Source organism: Bradyrhizobium sp. Mp19, from assembly GCF_029952935.1.
In the GTDB taxonomy this organism is placed as follows: Bacteria; Pseudomonadota; Alphaproteobacteria; order Rhizobiales; family Xanthobacteraceae; genus Bradyrhizobium; species Bradyrhizobium elkanii.
This window is the reverse complement of record NZ_JASAUT010000011.1, coordinates 23320-35941: the sequence shown is the minus strand read 5'-3', so window position 1 is coordinate 35941 and position 12622 is coordinate 23320. Positions and strand designations below refer to the sequence as shown.

Here is a 12622-nt window from a genome sequence, read left to right as displayed (position 1 = left end):
CTAAATTATTGAAGATACGCGATTTCCTGAAAAGGAACGGTTTCCCCCGGGGGTCAAAACGCGCTACACTTGCCCGTGCCAAAAAGCGCCATTGGCCGGGCATAGTTTCGTGCCTACATCTGCGGACTCTATCGGTGATGTAATCTCTGCTGTTCCCGACCGGGAACGCTTTGACGGCCGGCCCGTTGCCGGCAGAGACCAGAAAGCGAATTCGACGTGGATATCTACACCATCATCTTCCTGGCGCTGGCCGTGTTTATCTTCCTGCGCCTGCGCAGCGTTCTCGGACAGCGCACGGGAAGCGAGCGGCCGCCTTATGATCGCGCCGCGCCCAACGTCGTGCAGCGCGGTCAGGATAACAACGTCGTTCCGATCCCGGGATCGGTGATCGACCAGCCGGCCTCGGCCGCGCCCGCCGAGCCGGTCGAACCGACGGAACACTGGAAGGGCATCGCCGAGCCCGGCACCCCACTGGCGCAGGGTCTCGACGCGGTGGCCGCCCAGGATTCCTCGTTCGATCCGCGGCATTTCCTCTCAGGCGCCCGCTCGGCCTATGAAATGATCGTGCTGGCCTTCGCCAATGGCGATCGCCGCGCGCTGCGCGATCTGCTGTCGACCGAGGTCTATGAAAGCTTCGAGGCCGCGATCAAGGACCGCGAGAAGCACGAGCAGAAGACCGAGACGCGGTTCGTCTCGATCGACAAGGCCGAGATCGTCAGCGCGGAGGCGCGCGACCGCTCGACCCAGCTCACCGTCCGCTTCGTGTCGCAGATGATCTCGGTCACGCGCGACAAGGCCGGCACCATCGTCGACGGCAGCCCGGACAAGGTCGCCGACATCACCGATATCTGGACATTCGCCCGCGACTCGACTTCCCGCGATCCGAATTGGAAGCTGGTTGGCACTGGAAGCGCTCACTAAGCATCTCAGCTACGGGCGGCTCGCGGTCGCGTGCTGCGCGCTTGCGGTGCTGTGCTCCACCGCAGCGATCGCCGCGCGCTACCGATCAAGCCGGCACCCTCCGCCGCGGCACGAGCATAGCCACCCGATCCCCTATCCCAATCTGGAAATGCCGCTGCAGGTCAGCGGCAGCCAGTATGAGCCGCTCGCCTGGTCCAACGTCGCCGGCTGGAGCGCCGACGATCATCTCGCGGCTTACCAGGCGTTTCGCACCAGCTGCAAGCCGATCGCGGCCCAGCAGGGGGCGCCCGCGGATTCGAAAGCGCTCGGGAGCTCGCTGCGCGATCCCTGCCGGATCGCCAAGGGGCTCGCGCTGAGCGACGGCGTTAGGGCGAAGGACTTCTTCGAGCAGAACTTCGTGCCGCTGCGCATCTCGCGGCTCGGCGAGGACGCCGGCTTCGTCACCGGTTACTACGAGCCGGTGCTCGATGGATCGCGGACCCAGACCGACGTCTACAACGTGCCGGTCTATCGACGCCCGTCCAACCTGTTCGTGCGCGGCAAGACGCAGAATTCGGTCGGCCTGCCCAATGGCGGCGCGGTGTATCGCAAGATCGGCCGGCGCAAGCTCGTGCCCTATTACGACCGCGGCCAGATCGAGGACGGCGCGATCGCCGGCCGCGGGCTCGAGATCTGCTGGCTGAAGAGCCAGACCGATCTCCTGTTCGCGCAGATCCAGGGCTCGGCGCGGATCAAGCTCGAGGACGGCACCACGCTGCGCATCAATTACGATGCGCATAATGGTTATCCCTATACGCCGGTCGGACGCGTCCTGATCGACCGCGGCATCATCCCGAAGGATCAGATGTCGATGCAGAAGATCAGGGAGTGGATGGAGCAGAACCCCGACGGCGCCAACGACCTGCGGCGGCAGAACCGCTCCTACGTCTTCTTCCGCGAGGTCCCGCTGTCCGACAAGGACGAGGCCGTCGGCGCGCAGGGCGTGCCGCTGACGCCGGGCCGCTCGATCGCGGTCGACAAGGCGCTGCATGTCTACGGCACGCCGTTCTTCATCGCCGGCGAGCTGCCGATCGAATCCGAGCAGTCGAAGACGCCGTTCCACCGGCTGATGATCGCGCAGGACACCGGATCGGCGATCGTCGGGCCGGCGCGCGCCGATCTTTATTTCGGCGCCGGTGCGGAGGCCGGAAAGGTCTCGGGCCGGCTGCGGCACAACATGCAGTTCGTCATGCTGGTGCCGAGGGGTCTCGACCCCGTCGCGCGCGGCCACAAGCTGCCTGTTCCGGATGAGCGGCCCTCGGCCAAGATCGCAAAGCTGTTTCCGCAGACCGAGCCGCCGAAGGACAAGCCGGCGGCGAAGGCTGCGGATGCGCCGACCGCTGGTATCGCTAGAAGCGCGGCGAAAGACTCAGGTACCAGCGCCGCCAAGAACCCGGCCGCGAAGGATGTCGCGCCCGCAGCGCCGGCGGCAACGACCCCTGTCGCGCAGGCCGCGCCTGTGGCAGAACCGGTGCCGTTGCCGGTCGCCCGGCCCGATATTCCGCAACCGGAGAAGCGGCGCTTCCGGCGCTATCGCCATCACCGCGATCAATGAAACGACCCGCGCCGATCCCCGATCTGTCCGCTCCGCCGCGGCGCAAGCGCGCGCTGAGCGAAGAGGAGCGTGCGCTCTGGGAGAGCGTGGCAAAGCAGGTCAAGCCGCTGCGCAAGCGGCCCGCGGCCGCGAAGGCCCACGCCGTCGCGTCTGATCCGGCCGTCCATCACGGCGCGGCCAAATCCATCCCGGTCAAGCCGGCGACAACGGTCAAGGCTGCGCCGGCGCAACGCCCGCACGTGCCGCCGCTGGCGCCGATCGGCCGCCGCGAACGTGCAAAGCTCTCGCGCGGCCGGCAGGAGATCGATGCGCGGCTCGATCTGCACGGCATGACGCAGATGCGCGCGCATCGCATGCTGTTCACCTTCCTGCAGCGCGCGCACAGCGACGGGCTCACTTTCGTGCTCGTCATCACCGGCAAGGGCAAGGTCGGCGGTCTCGATTCCGAACGCGGCGTGCTGCGCCGCCAGGTTCCGGAATGGCTCAGCCTGCCGGAATTCCGCTCGCTGGTCGTCGGCTTCGAGGAAGCGCATATCGGCCATGGCGGCGAGGGCGCGCTTTACGTGCGTGTCCGGCGCGCGCGCTGAGCATGATCAACGAAAACGTTAGAACGGCCTGACGATCCCGACGCGCGGGATCAGCGTCACGATCCAGCCGAGGATTGTGGTCTTGCTATCGTCTGACGGGATCACCGGCACATCCTTCGACGCCGGCAGCATCCTGGTGGCATGCAGCATCAGGAACATGCAGACCGCCCAGTTCGAGATCCAGCGCGAATAGTCGAACACGGTCACGAACATCACGAAATAGCCGGCGCTGATCACAACGAGCGCGCCGAGCACGATCCGGCGATGCAGGTCGCTCGCGAGCGCGCCGATCAGCCGCGCGAAATAGCGCCACAGCGGCGTGTGCAGCCAGATCAGCAGCGCAAACACCGGAACCCCCAGGATGTTCGAGGGCATGCGCGCCCAGGTGTCGGCGAACTCCTTCGACAGCGGCTGGTACCAGATGTAGCCGAACTGAAGCAGGTCGGTGCGTGACGGATCGGCCATCCGGCTCTGCAGATGACGGATGAATTCGTCATAGGGCACGTCGACCGTGCCGGCGAACTGCGCGACAAGGAACAGGATGCCGACGCCTGCAAGCGCCGCGATGCCGATTGCGGCGCTGCGTGGCGTCACGCGTTGCACCAGGTAAAAGCGCAGCACCACGATCGCCGCGATGGTCGGCACATACATCAGGACGAAGATATGATGGACCAGGATCAGCAGGATCGAGAACAGCGCGGCAATCAGCACATACACCACTGAGCGCGCCGGGATCAGCAGCAGCACGATCGTCAGCGCACAGCCATAGATGTCGAAATGGCCGAGCGTGTGCATGAAGTTCTTCAGGAAGAACGGCGAGCCCGCGATGAAGACAAACAACGGCCAATGCGCGTCGTTGAAGCCGAATGTGCGGCGGAACAGTTTGATGAACAGTCCGAGCGTCAGCAGCCAGATCGCGCCGGCCAGCGCGAACACCAGCCATACGGGCACCTTGTCGGTGAACAGCGACACGATCGCCCCGACCAGCGCGCGCTTGGTGAAGCCGTAATGATAGTCGACGAGCAAGTGGATGTAGGGAACGAAGGGCGGCAGCGCGATCTTGTGCAGGAACACGCCGACCAGCACGGCCGCATTGACGGCCAGCATCAGGTGCCAGGGGTTTTGCCACACCCGCAGATTCATCGATCGCCCACTCTCGTCGTCCCGGGCAAGCGAAGCGCGACCCGGGACCCATAACCACCGAAGGCAGTTCTAGAAGGAATGTCGGCCCGAGTCTTTGTCACCGCGGACTGTCGGGGTTATGGGTCCCGGCTTTCGCCGGGACGACTACGGTGGCCGCCTACAAAATAAACCGGCTCAGATCGGCGTTCTTGGCGAGGTCGCCGACATGCTTGGTGACGTAGTCGGCGTCGACCTGGATGGTCTCGCCGTGGCGATCGGGCGCGGTGAAGGAGATCTCGTCCAGCACCCGCTCCATCACGGTCTGCAGCCGCCTTGCGCCGATGTTCTCGACCGTGGAATTCACCGCCACGGCGACATCGGCCAGCGCGTCGATGGCGTTGTCGGTGATGTCGAGCGTGACGCCCTCGGTCTTCATCAGCGCGACATATTGCTTGATCAGCGACGCCTCCGGCTCGGTCAGGATCCGGCGCATGTCGTCGCGGGTCAACGCCTGCAGCTCGACGCGGATCGGCAGGCGGCCCTGCAGCTCCGGCAAAAGGTCCGACGGCTTGGCGATGTGGAACGCGCCCGAGGCGATGAACAGGATGTGGTCGGTCTTGACGGCGCCGTGCTTGGTCGAAACCGTGGTGCCCTCGATCAGCGGCAGCAGGTCGCGCTGCACGCCCTCGCGGGAGACGTCGCCGCCGGCGCGGTTCTCGCGCACGCAGATCTTGTCGATCTCGTCGAGGAACACGATGCCGTTGTTCTCGACCGCGTTGATCGCCTCCTGCACCAGCTGATCGGTGTCGAGCAGCTTGTCGGATTCCTCGTTGACGAGGATTTCGTGCGAGCCCTCCACCGTCAGGCGGCGCGTCTTGCTGCGTCCGCCCATCTTGCCGAAGATGTCGCCGAGCGAGATCGCGCCCATCTGGGCGCCGGGCATGCCGGGGATTTCGAACATCGGCATGCCGCTGCCGCCCGACTGCGTCTCGATCTCGATCTCCTTGTCGTTGAGCTCGCCGGCGCGCAGCTTCTTGCGGAACGACTCGCGCGTCGCCGGGCTCGATCCCGGGCCGACCAGCGCGTCCAGCACGCGTTCCTCGGCGGCAAGCTGGGCGCGGGCCTGAACGTCCTTGCGCTTGCGCTCGCGGGTCTGCGCGATCGCGACCTCGACGAGGTCGCGGACGATCTGCTCGACGTCGCGGCCGACATAGCCGACCTCGGTGAACTTGGTGGCCTCGACCTTGAGGAACGGCGCGCCGGCGAGCTTGGCCAGCCGCCGCGCGATCTCGGTCTTGCCGACGCCGGTCGGCCCGATCATCAGGATGTTCTTGGGCAGAACCTCCTCGCGCAGGGAACCGGCGAGCTGCAGCCGCCGCCAGCGGTTGCGCAGCGCGATCGAGACGGCGCGCTTGGCGTCGGTCTGGCCGACGATGAAGCGGTCGAGTTCAGAAACGATTTCACGGGGAGAGAAGTGAGTCATTGGCTCTAGCTAGGTTGGAATCGCGGTCTCGGCAAGCGGCAGTCCTCCAAGGCATGATCCCCTAAAGGATCGGCGGCCCAGCCTGCCACTGCCGGATCGCCTCGAACGGGTGGATCAGCATGATGATGTTCAGTGTCAGATTGTCGCGAATGTGAAGCAGCAACACGGTTTCGAACAAAACGCCGAGCGCGACGGTCGCGGCGATCGGCAGCTTGCGCGCCAACAGGAAGCCGATAACCATCGCGAGCGTGTCCGACACCGAATTGACAATCGTGTCGCCGTAATAGTCGAGAGAGATCGTGCCGGCGCGGTAGCGCTCGATGATCCAGTTGGAGTTTTCGACGAGCTCCCAGCTGCCTTCGATCAGCATCGCGACAATCAGCCGCCCGGGCCAGGCGAGCCGCGGCAGCAGGAGGAAGGTCAGGCCATAGAACAGCAGGCCATGCAGCACATGCGACAGCGTGTACCAATCGGCGATGTGCTGCGAGTTCTCCGAGCTCTGAACCGTACCATGCCAGAGCTTGACATAGCCGCAGGCACAGATCGGCAAACGGCCCATCGCATAAAGCAGCGCCGCCTGCAGCACGAGCAGCGCTGCCGCGATCGCCAGCCAATGCCACGCTGAAACGCCGGTGACAGGCTTGTGCGCGATCGTCATGCGTCGCGCGCCATCAGCAGCGCCGGCCCGTCCGGCGTATCGACCATGCCCATCCTCTGAAAACCCGCCTTCTCATAGGCGCGGATCGCGCGCGCATTGGCCGGATCGGGATCGGTGACGATGCGTGGCGCGCCTTGTGCCAGCCGGTCGTCGACAAAGGCGCGGATCAGCGCCGAGCCGTGGCCACCGGCCATCATGTTGGGCTCGCCGATAAAGAGATCGATCCCGCGCGTGCCCTCGGGCTGGAGCCCGAAGCCGGAATTCCACGCCGTCAGGTCGTAGCACTGGATGTAGCCCAAATCGGACGCATCGGCCGCGACGATGAACTGGTCCATGGCCGGCTCGTCGAGGTCGCCGCTGACCAGCGCATATTGCTCGGCCGGATCGCCCCACCATTCCCGGACATGCGGCAACGCCAGCCACTGCTTGATCCGCGGCAGGTCGGCCGGCGTCATCGGGCGGAAATGATAGGGGCGGGCCATGCTCAGCCGCCGATCGTCTCGATCGTCACGTTCCGGTTGGTGTAGACGCAGATATCGGCGGCGATATCCAGCGCGCGGCGGACAATGGTCTCGGCGTCCTTGTCGGTATCGACCAGCGCACGGGCTGCGGCGAGGGCGTAATTGCCGCCGGAACCGATCGCCATGACCCCGGATTCGGGCTCCAGCACGTCGCCGGTGCCGGTCAGCACCAGGGAAACGTCCTTGTCGGCCACGATCATCATGGCCTCCAGCCGGCGCAGGTAGCGGTCGGTCCGCCAGTCCTTGGCGAGCTCGACGGCCGCCCGGGTCAGTTGCCCCGGATATTGCTCCAGCTTGCTTTCCAGCCGCTCGAACAGGGTGAAGGCGTCGGCGGTGGCGCCGGCAAAGCCGCCGATCACGTCGCCCTTGCCGATCCGGCGGACCTTCCTGGCATTGGCCTTGATCACGGTCTGGCCGATCGAGACCTGCCCGTCGCCGCCGATCACCACCTTGCCGCCCTTGCGGACCGTGCAGATCGTGGTGCCATGCCAGACCGGCAGCTCATTTGGGGATGCTTGCATAGGTTACCTCTCTTCCGGGCTGATTTAGGCGGTCGGGCAGGGGGTTACAATCGGGGGATTTCGGAGCGTTTTCGAGCGAAGTGGGTACCGGTTCGCGTGAAGAAAACGCGTCAGAACTAAATCGACAACGAATTCCGGTCACCATGGCCCCAAGTTGGGGCGTTTCGAGGTCATCCCGCAGTAGCGAAGGTGACATCAGCCTGTTAAAAGACCGGCGTTTTCGGCACGGGAAAGCTCAATCTTCATGCGCACCGCAACCATCAAGCGCAAGACCAAGGAGACCGACATCGAGGTGACGGTCAACCTCGACGGAGCAGGCGTATCCACGGTTTCGACCGGGATCGGCTTCTTCGACCATATGCTCGACCTCCTGGCCCGGCATTCGCGCATCGACATCACGGTGAAGGCGGATGGCGATCTCCATGTCGATTACCACCACACCACCGAAGACGTCGGGATCGCGCTCGGACAGGCCGTGAAGCAGGCGCTCGGCAACATGGCCGGCATCACCCGCTACGCCTCGATCCACATGCCGATGGACGAGACGCTGTCGCGCGTCGTGATCGACATTTCCGGCCGCCCCGTGCTGGTGTTCAAGGCCGAATTCCCGCGCGACAAGATCGGTGAGTTCGACACCGAGCTGGTGCGCGAGTGGTTCAATGCCTTCGCGATGAACGCCGGCGTGACTCTGCACGTCGAGACCCTATATGGCGAGAACAGCCATCATATCGCCGAATCCTGTTTCAAGGGTCTGGCGAGGGCGCTGCGGACGGCAATTGCGATCGATCCGCGTGCCCAGGGCGAAGTGCCCTCGACCAAGGGTCAGCTCGGCGGCTGATCTCTGGAGCATGATCCGGAAGAGTAGATGCCGGTTTTCCGAAAGATCATGCATTAAATAAGAGTCCATCCTCGGCGGAGCGTTCGATGCCGGTCTATACAGTGCATGCCCCCGTGGCCAACGGCGCCGATCTTGCGGCGGCCGACAAGTTCGTCTTCGTGCGCGACGGCTTCCATTTCTGGGCCGCGATTGCGGGCGTGATCTGGCTGGCCTGGCATCGGCTCTGGCTCGCGCTGATCGGCTGGCTCGTTCTTACTTTCGTGATCGATTACGCGCTGACCAAGCTTGGCGTCGGCCGCAGCGCGATCTTCTTCGTCGACCTGGTGCTGATGGTGTTGCTTGGGCTCGAAGCGGCGAGCTTGCAACGCTGGACGCTGTCGCGGCGCAAATGGCGCCAGATCGACATCGTCGTGGGCGACGACGTGGAGGCCGCCGAGCGCCGTTTCTTCGCGCGCTGGACCGCGCGGCATCGCGGCGCCGTCAACGACCAGCGGTCGGTCGATCGCGGCGCGCCGCCGCCGACCCGCGACGTTCCGGGTCAGTCATTCTCAAAACCCCCGTCGATGCCGCAAGGCGGCATCATCGGATTGTTTCCGGAGCCAGGAGGATCGCGATGACCGTTGCAATCATCGATTACGGCTCCGGCAATCTGCATTCGGCGGCCAAGGCCTTCGAGCGCGCCGCGCGCAGCATGGAGGATCCGCAAGCCATCAAGGTGACGCGCGATCCCGACGCAGTGTATCGCGCCGATCGCATCGTGCTGCCCGGTGTCGGCGCCTTCGCCGATTGCCGCCGCGGCGTCGACGCGGTCGACGGCATGCTGGAAGCGCTCACCGAGGCGGTGCGGGTCAAGGCGCGGCCGTTCTTCGGCATCTGCGTCGGCATGCAGCTGATGGCGACGCGCGGCAAGGAGCACGTGATCACCGAGGGCTTCAACTGGATCGGCGGCGATGTCGAGAAGATCGAGCCGCGCGACGAGAGTCTGAAGGTCCCGCATATGGGCTGGAACACGCTCGACATGGTGCGCGAGCATCCGGTGCTGGAGCGGCTGCCGCTCGGGCCGAAGGGACGTCACGCCTATTTCGTGCACTCCTATCACCTCAACGCCGCCAATGAGGCAGACGTGCTGGCGCGCGCCGACTATGGCGGGCCGGTGACCGCGATCGTCGGCAAGGACACCGCGATCGGCACCCAGTTTCACCCCGAGAAGAGCCAGCGCTTCGGCCTCGCTTTGATCGCCAATTTCTTGAAGTGGAAGCCGTGATTCTCTTTCCAGCGATTGATCTGAAGAACGGCCAGTGCGTGCGCCTCGAGCAGGGCGACATGGCGCGCGCCACCGTGTTCAATCTCGATCCGGCGGCGCAGGCGGCGAGCTTCGCCGCGCAGGGCTTCGAATATCTCCACGTCGTCGATCTCGACGGTGCCTTCGCCGGCAAGCCGATGAATGCGCATGCGGTCGAGGCGATGCTGAAGGCGGTCACCATGCCGGTGCAGCTCGGCGGCGGCATCCGCGACCTCAAGACCATCGAGGCCTGGCTCGACAAGGGCATCACGCGCGTCATCATCGGCACCGCCGCGGTGCGCGATCCCGAGCTGGTGAAGGGCGCGGCGAAGACATTCCCAGGTCGCGTGGCCGTGGGCCTCGATGCGCGCGACGGCAAGGTCGCGGTCGAAGGCTGGGCCGAGACCTCGCATGTGACCGCGCTCGAGATCGCACAGCGCTTCGAGGATGCCGGCGTCGCCGCGATCATCTTCACCGACATCGCCCGCGACGGCCTGCTCAAGGGCCTCAACCTCGACGCGACCATTGCGCTTGCCGACCGTATCTCGATTCCGGTGATCGCCTCCGGCGGCTTCGCCTCGATCGACGACGTCAGGGCGCTGCTCGAGCCGCGCGCCAAAAAGCTCGCCGGCGCCATCGTCGGCCGTGCGCTCTATGACGGACGGCTCGATCCGGCCGCTGCCCTTCGGCTGATCCGCGGCGCGTAGGAGGAGATCATGTTCAAGGTTCGCGTGATCCCCTGCCTCGACGTCAAGGACGGCCGCGTGGTCAAGGGCGTCAACTTCGTCGATTTGCGTGACGCCGGCGATCCGGTCGAAGCCGCGATCGCCTATGACGCCGCCGGCGCCGACGAGCTCACCTTCCTCGACATTACCGCCACCCATGAAAACCGCGGCATCATGCTGGATGTGGTCCGGCGGACCGCGGAAGCCTGCTTCATGCCGCTGACCGTGGGCGGCGGCGTCCGCACCGTCGACGACATCAAGACCCTGCTGCGCTCCGGCGCCGACAAGGTCTCGATCAATTCGGCGGCCGTCAGCCGGCGCGAATTCGTCAAGGAAGCGGCCGAGAAATACGGCGAGCAATGCATCGTGGTCGCGATCGACGCCAAGCGGGTCAAGCGCGCCGGCGGCTCGGACCGCTGGGAGATCTTCACCCATGGTGGACGCAATGCCACCGGGATCGACGCCATCGAATACGCCCAGGAGGTCGTCGCGCTCGGCGCCGGCGAAATCCTGCTGACCTCGATGGACCGGGACGGTACCAGGCAGGGCTTTGACCTGCCGCTGACCCGGGCGATCGCGGACAGTGTCCCCGTACCGGTCATCGCGTCCGGTGGTGTCGGCAATCTCGACCACCTGGTCGACGGCGTCCGCGAGGGTCACGCCACCGGCGTGCTGGCCGCGTCGATCTTCCACTTCGGGGAATTCACCATCCGCCAGGCCAAGGATCACATGGTGCGCGCCGGCCTGCCGATGCGGCTCGATCCCTAGCGCGAGCGTGGTCCGGAAAAGTGGAAACCGGTTTTCCGAAAAGACCACGCTCAAACGGAGTGGTTGAGGACTCCTTGTCACAAAAATGCTAAGTCCCCACCTAAGGGATGGCACCCGTGCGGTGCCGCTGTGCATGCTTGAGTTGAGTTGATGTCGCGTTTCACGGTCCACGATCTGGCCGCCACCATCGACGCCCGCGCTGCAACGGGCGGTGAGGCGTCCTACACCCGCAAGCTGCTCGACAAGGGCGCGGAGCATTGCGCCAAGAAATTGGGCGAGGAAGCGGTCGAGACCGTGATCGCCGCGGTCGAGAATGACCGCGATCACCTCATCGCGGAAAGTGCCGATCTCGTGTTTCACCTGCTGGTTCTGTTGAAATCACGCGGCGTGAAGCTGGAGGATGTCGAGGCCGCGCTGGAGAAGCGCACCTCGATGTCGGGACTGGAAGAGAAGGCGTCGCGCAAGCGCGACTAGCGCAAATGATCGAGCGCATCGAGAGGGGCGGCCTCATGGACATCCGGGCACCAGATCAACAGTACAACCCCTACCGCATCTTCACGCGCCAGCAATGGTCGCATCTGCGTGACGATACGCCGATGACGCTCGAGCCCGGCGAGTTCGACCGCCTGCGTTCGATGCACGACCGCCTCGATTTGCAGGAGGTGGAGGACATCTACCTGCCGCTGTCGCGGCTGCTCTCGATCTATGTCGATGCGACGCAGCGGCTGTATTACTCGCAGCGTCAGTTCCTCAACATCCGCGACCGTAAGATGCCCTACATCGTCGGCGTCGCCGGATCCGTCGCGGTCGGCAAGTCGACCACCGCACGCGTGCTGCAGGCGCTGCTGGCGCGCTGGTCGCCGCGGCCGAAGGTCGATCTGATCACGACCGACGGTTTTCTGTTTCCGAACGCGGTGCTCGAGCGGCAGGGCATCATGCAGAAGAAGGGCTTCCCGGAAAGCTACGACCTGCCGACGCTGTTGTCGTTCCTCAGCGACATCAAGGCTGGGCGGCGTCGCGTGCGCGCGCCGGTCTATTCGCATCTGACCTACGACATCGTGCCGAACAAATGGGTCGAGATCGACCAGCCTGACATCCTGATCGTCGAGGGCGTCAACGTGCTGCAGACCGGGCGGCTGCCGCGCGACGGCAAGGCGGTGCCGTTCGTTTCCGACTTCTTCGACTTCTCGGTCTATATCGACGCCGACGAGGCCGTGCTGCGAGAGTGGTACATCAAGCGCTTCCTGGCGCTGCGCGACACCGCGTTCACCGATCCGAGGTCCTACTTCCACCGCTATGCGCCGCTGTCGGACGAGGAAGCAACGGCGACCGCGATCGCGATCTGGGAGCGCACCAACCTTGCCAATCTCGAGGACAACATCCTGCCGACCCGCCCGCGCGCGACGCTGATCCTGAAGAAGGGCGCCGACCACGTGGTGCAGTCGGTCGCGCTGCGCCGGCTGTAGTCGGCACCGCATCTCAGCGAACGCGCCACATCACAGCTGTCGTCCCTGCGAAAGCAGGGACCCATAACCACAAGCGTCTGCAATTTGCAGGGCTGTGGCCACAGCGGGCGCAAAACTAGCCTCGGTGGTTATGGGT

15 protein-coding genes are annotated in these 12622 nt (G+C 65.0%); 10 read left to right on the top strand and 5 right to left on the bottom strand.

The features are described from left to right. Nucleotides 1–216 precede the first annotated feature (216 nt). From QJT82_RS15520 to QJT82_RS15510, 3 genes are all read left to right on the top strand, one after another. A complete protein-coding gene (locus QJT82_RS15520) occupies nucleotides 217–921 on the top strand; it encodes a Tim44/TimA family putative adaptor protein (protein WP_028341991.1) in 705 nt (234 codons plus the stop codon). Nucleotides 922–988: 67 nt separating this feature from the next. Beyond that, nucleotides 989–2515, top strand: coding sequence for an MltA domain-containing protein (locus tag QJT82_RS15515; protein ID WP_245288785.1), 1527 nt, complete (start codon nucleotides 989–991; stop codon nucleotides 2513–2515). Next, nucleotides 2512–3102: a Smr/MutS family protein gene (locus QJT82_RS15510; RefSeq protein ID WP_028341989.1), complete on the top strand. Its 591-nt coding sequence runs from the start codon at nucleotides 2512–2514 to the stop codon at nucleotides 3100–3102. Before QJT82_RS15515 ends, QJT82_RS15510 begins: the two co-directional genes overlap by 4 nt. An 18-nt stretch (nucleotides 3103–3120) precedes the next feature. Here the strand turns inward: QJT82_RS15510 and QJT82_RS15505 are convergent, their stop codons facing one another. The 5 genes from QJT82_RS15505 to hslV all read right to left on the bottom strand — a co-directional run bounded on the left by QJT82_RS15505 (nucleotide 3121) and on the right by hslV (nucleotide 7407). Beyond that, nucleotides 3121–4245 (bottom strand): hypothetical protein, encoded by a 1125-nt coding sequence (locus tag QJT82_RS15505; protein WP_028341988.1) that lies wholly within the window; start codon nucleotides 4243–4245, stop codon nucleotides 3121–3123. Nucleotides 4246–4402: 157 nt separating this feature from the next. After that, nucleotides 4403–5707 carry an ATP-dependent protease ATPase subunit HslU gene (hslU, locus tag QJT82_RS15500; protein WP_016841472.1) on the bottom strand — a complete coding sequence of 435 codons (1305 nt, stop codon included), beginning with the start codon at nucleotides 5705–5707 and terminating at the stop codon, nucleotides 4403–4405. A 61-nt stretch (nucleotides 5708–5768) separates the two neighbouring features. Beyond that, the gene (locus tag QJT82_RS15495; protein WP_028341987.1) at nucleotides 5769–6365 is read right to left on the bottom strand and encodes a DUF2585 domain-containing protein; all 597 of its coding nucleotides are present in this window, start codon (nucleotides 6363–6365) and stop codon (nucleotides 5769–5771) included. Then, nucleotides 6362–6847, bottom strand: coding sequence for a GNAT family N-acetyltransferase (locus tag QJT82_RS15490; RefSeq protein WP_028341986.1), 486 nt, complete (start codon nucleotides 6845–6847; stop codon nucleotides 6362–6364). The genes QJT82_RS15495 and QJT82_RS15490 overlap by 4 nt, the downstream gene beginning before the upstream one ends. Nucleotides 6848–6849: 2 nt before the next feature. Continuing rightward, nucleotides 6850–7407, bottom strand: coding sequence for an ATP-dependent protease subunit HslV (hslV, locus tag QJT82_RS15485; RefSeq protein WP_028335798.1), 558 nt, complete (start codon nucleotides 7405–7407; stop codon nucleotides 6850–6852). Between the two features lie 244 nt (nucleotides 7408–7651). Here hslV and hisB point away from each other — a divergent pair, with 244 nt between their 5' ends. The 7 genes from hisB to coaA all read left to right on the top strand — a co-directional run bounded on the left by hisB (nucleotide 7652) and on the right by coaA (nucleotide 12486). After that, nucleotides 7652–8245, top strand: a complete 594-nt coding sequence (gene hisB, locus QJT82_RS15480) for an imidazoleglycerol-phosphate dehydratase HisB (protein WP_016841476.1) — start codon at nucleotides 7652–7654, stop codon at nucleotides 8243–8245. Between the two features lie 86 nt (nucleotides 8246–8331). Further along, on the top strand, nucleotides 8332–8862 hold the full coding sequence (locus tag QJT82_RS15475; RefSeq protein ID WP_028341985.1) for a DUF2628 domain-containing protein: 531 nt from the start codon (nucleotides 8332–8334) through the stop codon (nucleotides 8860–8862). Then, on the top strand, nucleotides 8859–9509 hold the full coding sequence (gene hisH, locus QJT82_RS15470) for an imidazole glycerol phosphate synthase subunit HisH (RefSeq protein WP_028341984.1): 651 nt from the start codon (nucleotides 8859–8861) through the stop codon (nucleotides 9507–9509). Before QJT82_RS15475 ends, hisH begins: the two co-directional genes overlap by 4 nt. Further along, nucleotides 9506–10234, top strand: coding sequence for a 1-(5-phosphoribosyl)-5-[(5-phosphoribosylamino)methylideneamino]imidazole-4-carboxamide isomerase (hisA, locus tag QJT82_RS15465; RefSeq protein ID WP_028341983.1), 729 nt, complete (start codon nucleotides 9506–9508; stop codon nucleotides 10232–10234). Before hisH ends, hisA begins: the two co-directional genes overlap by 4 nt. A 9-nt stretch (nucleotides 10235–10243) precedes the next feature. Further along, nucleotides 10244–11020, top strand: coding sequence for an imidazole glycerol phosphate synthase subunit HisF (hisF, locus tag QJT82_RS15460; protein WP_028335794.1), 777 nt, complete (start codon nucleotides 10244–10246; stop codon nucleotides 11018–11020). A gap of 150 nt (nucleotides 11021–11170) precedes the next feature. Beyond that, a complete protein-coding gene (locus tag QJT82_RS15455) occupies nucleotides 11171–11494 on the top strand; it encodes a phosphoribosyl-ATP diphosphatase (protein WP_028341982.1) in 324 nt (107 codons plus the stop codon). Nucleotides 11495–11529: 35 nt separating this feature from the next. Beyond that, nucleotides 11530–12486, top strand: a complete 957-nt coding sequence (gene coaA, locus QJT82_RS15450) for a type I pantothenate kinase (RefSeq protein ID WP_026192056.1) — start codon at nucleotides 11530–11532, stop codon at nucleotides 12484–12486. Nucleotides 12487–12622 lie beyond the last annotated feature (136 nt).

Coding starts and splice junctions, on each gene's coding strand:
- coaA (WP_026192056.1), top strand. CDS start 11,530: ATGGACATCCGGGCACCAGATCAACAGTACAACCCCTACCGCATCTTC.
- QJT82_RS15455 (WP_028341982.1), top strand. CDS start 11,171: ATGTCGCGTTTCACGGTCCACGATCTGGCCGCCACCATCGACGCCCGC.
- QJT82_RS15505 (WP_028341988.1), bottom strand. CDS start 4,245: ATGAATCTGCGGGTGTGGCAAAACCCCTGGCACCTGATGCTGGCCGTC.
- QJT82_RS15475 (WP_028341985.1), top strand. CDS start 8,332: ATGCCGGTCTATACAGTGCATGCCCCCGTGGCCAACGGCGCCGATCTT.
- QJT82_RS15490 (WP_028341986.1), bottom strand. CDS start 6,847: ATGGCCCGCCCCTATCATTTCCGCCCGATGACGCCGGCCGACCTGCCG.
- QJT82_RS15495 (WP_028341987.1), bottom strand. CDS start 6,365: ATGACGATCGCGCACAAGCCTGTCACCGGCGTTTCAGCGTGGCATTGG.
- hisF (WP_028335794.1), top strand. CDS start 10,244: ATGTTCAAGGTTCGCGTGATCCCCTGCCTCGACGTCAAGGACGGCCGC.
- hisH (WP_028341984.1), top strand. CDS start 8,859: ATGACCGTTGCAATCATCGATTACGGCTCCGGCAATCTGCATTCGGCG.
- hslU (WP_016841472.1), bottom strand. CDS start 5,707: ATGACTCACTTCTCTCCCCGTGAAATCGTTTCTGAACTCGACCGCTTC.
- QJT82_RS15510 (WP_028341989.1), top strand. CDS start 2,512: ATGAAACGACCCGCGCCGATCCCCGATCTGTCCGCTCCGCCGCGGCGC.
- hslV (WP_028335798.1), bottom strand. CDS start 7,407: ATGCAAGCATCCCCAAATGAGCTGCCGGTCTGGCATGGCACCACGATC.
- hisB (WP_016841476.1), top strand. CDS start 7,652: ATGCGCACCGCAACCATCAAGCGCAAGACCAAGGAGACCGACATCGAG.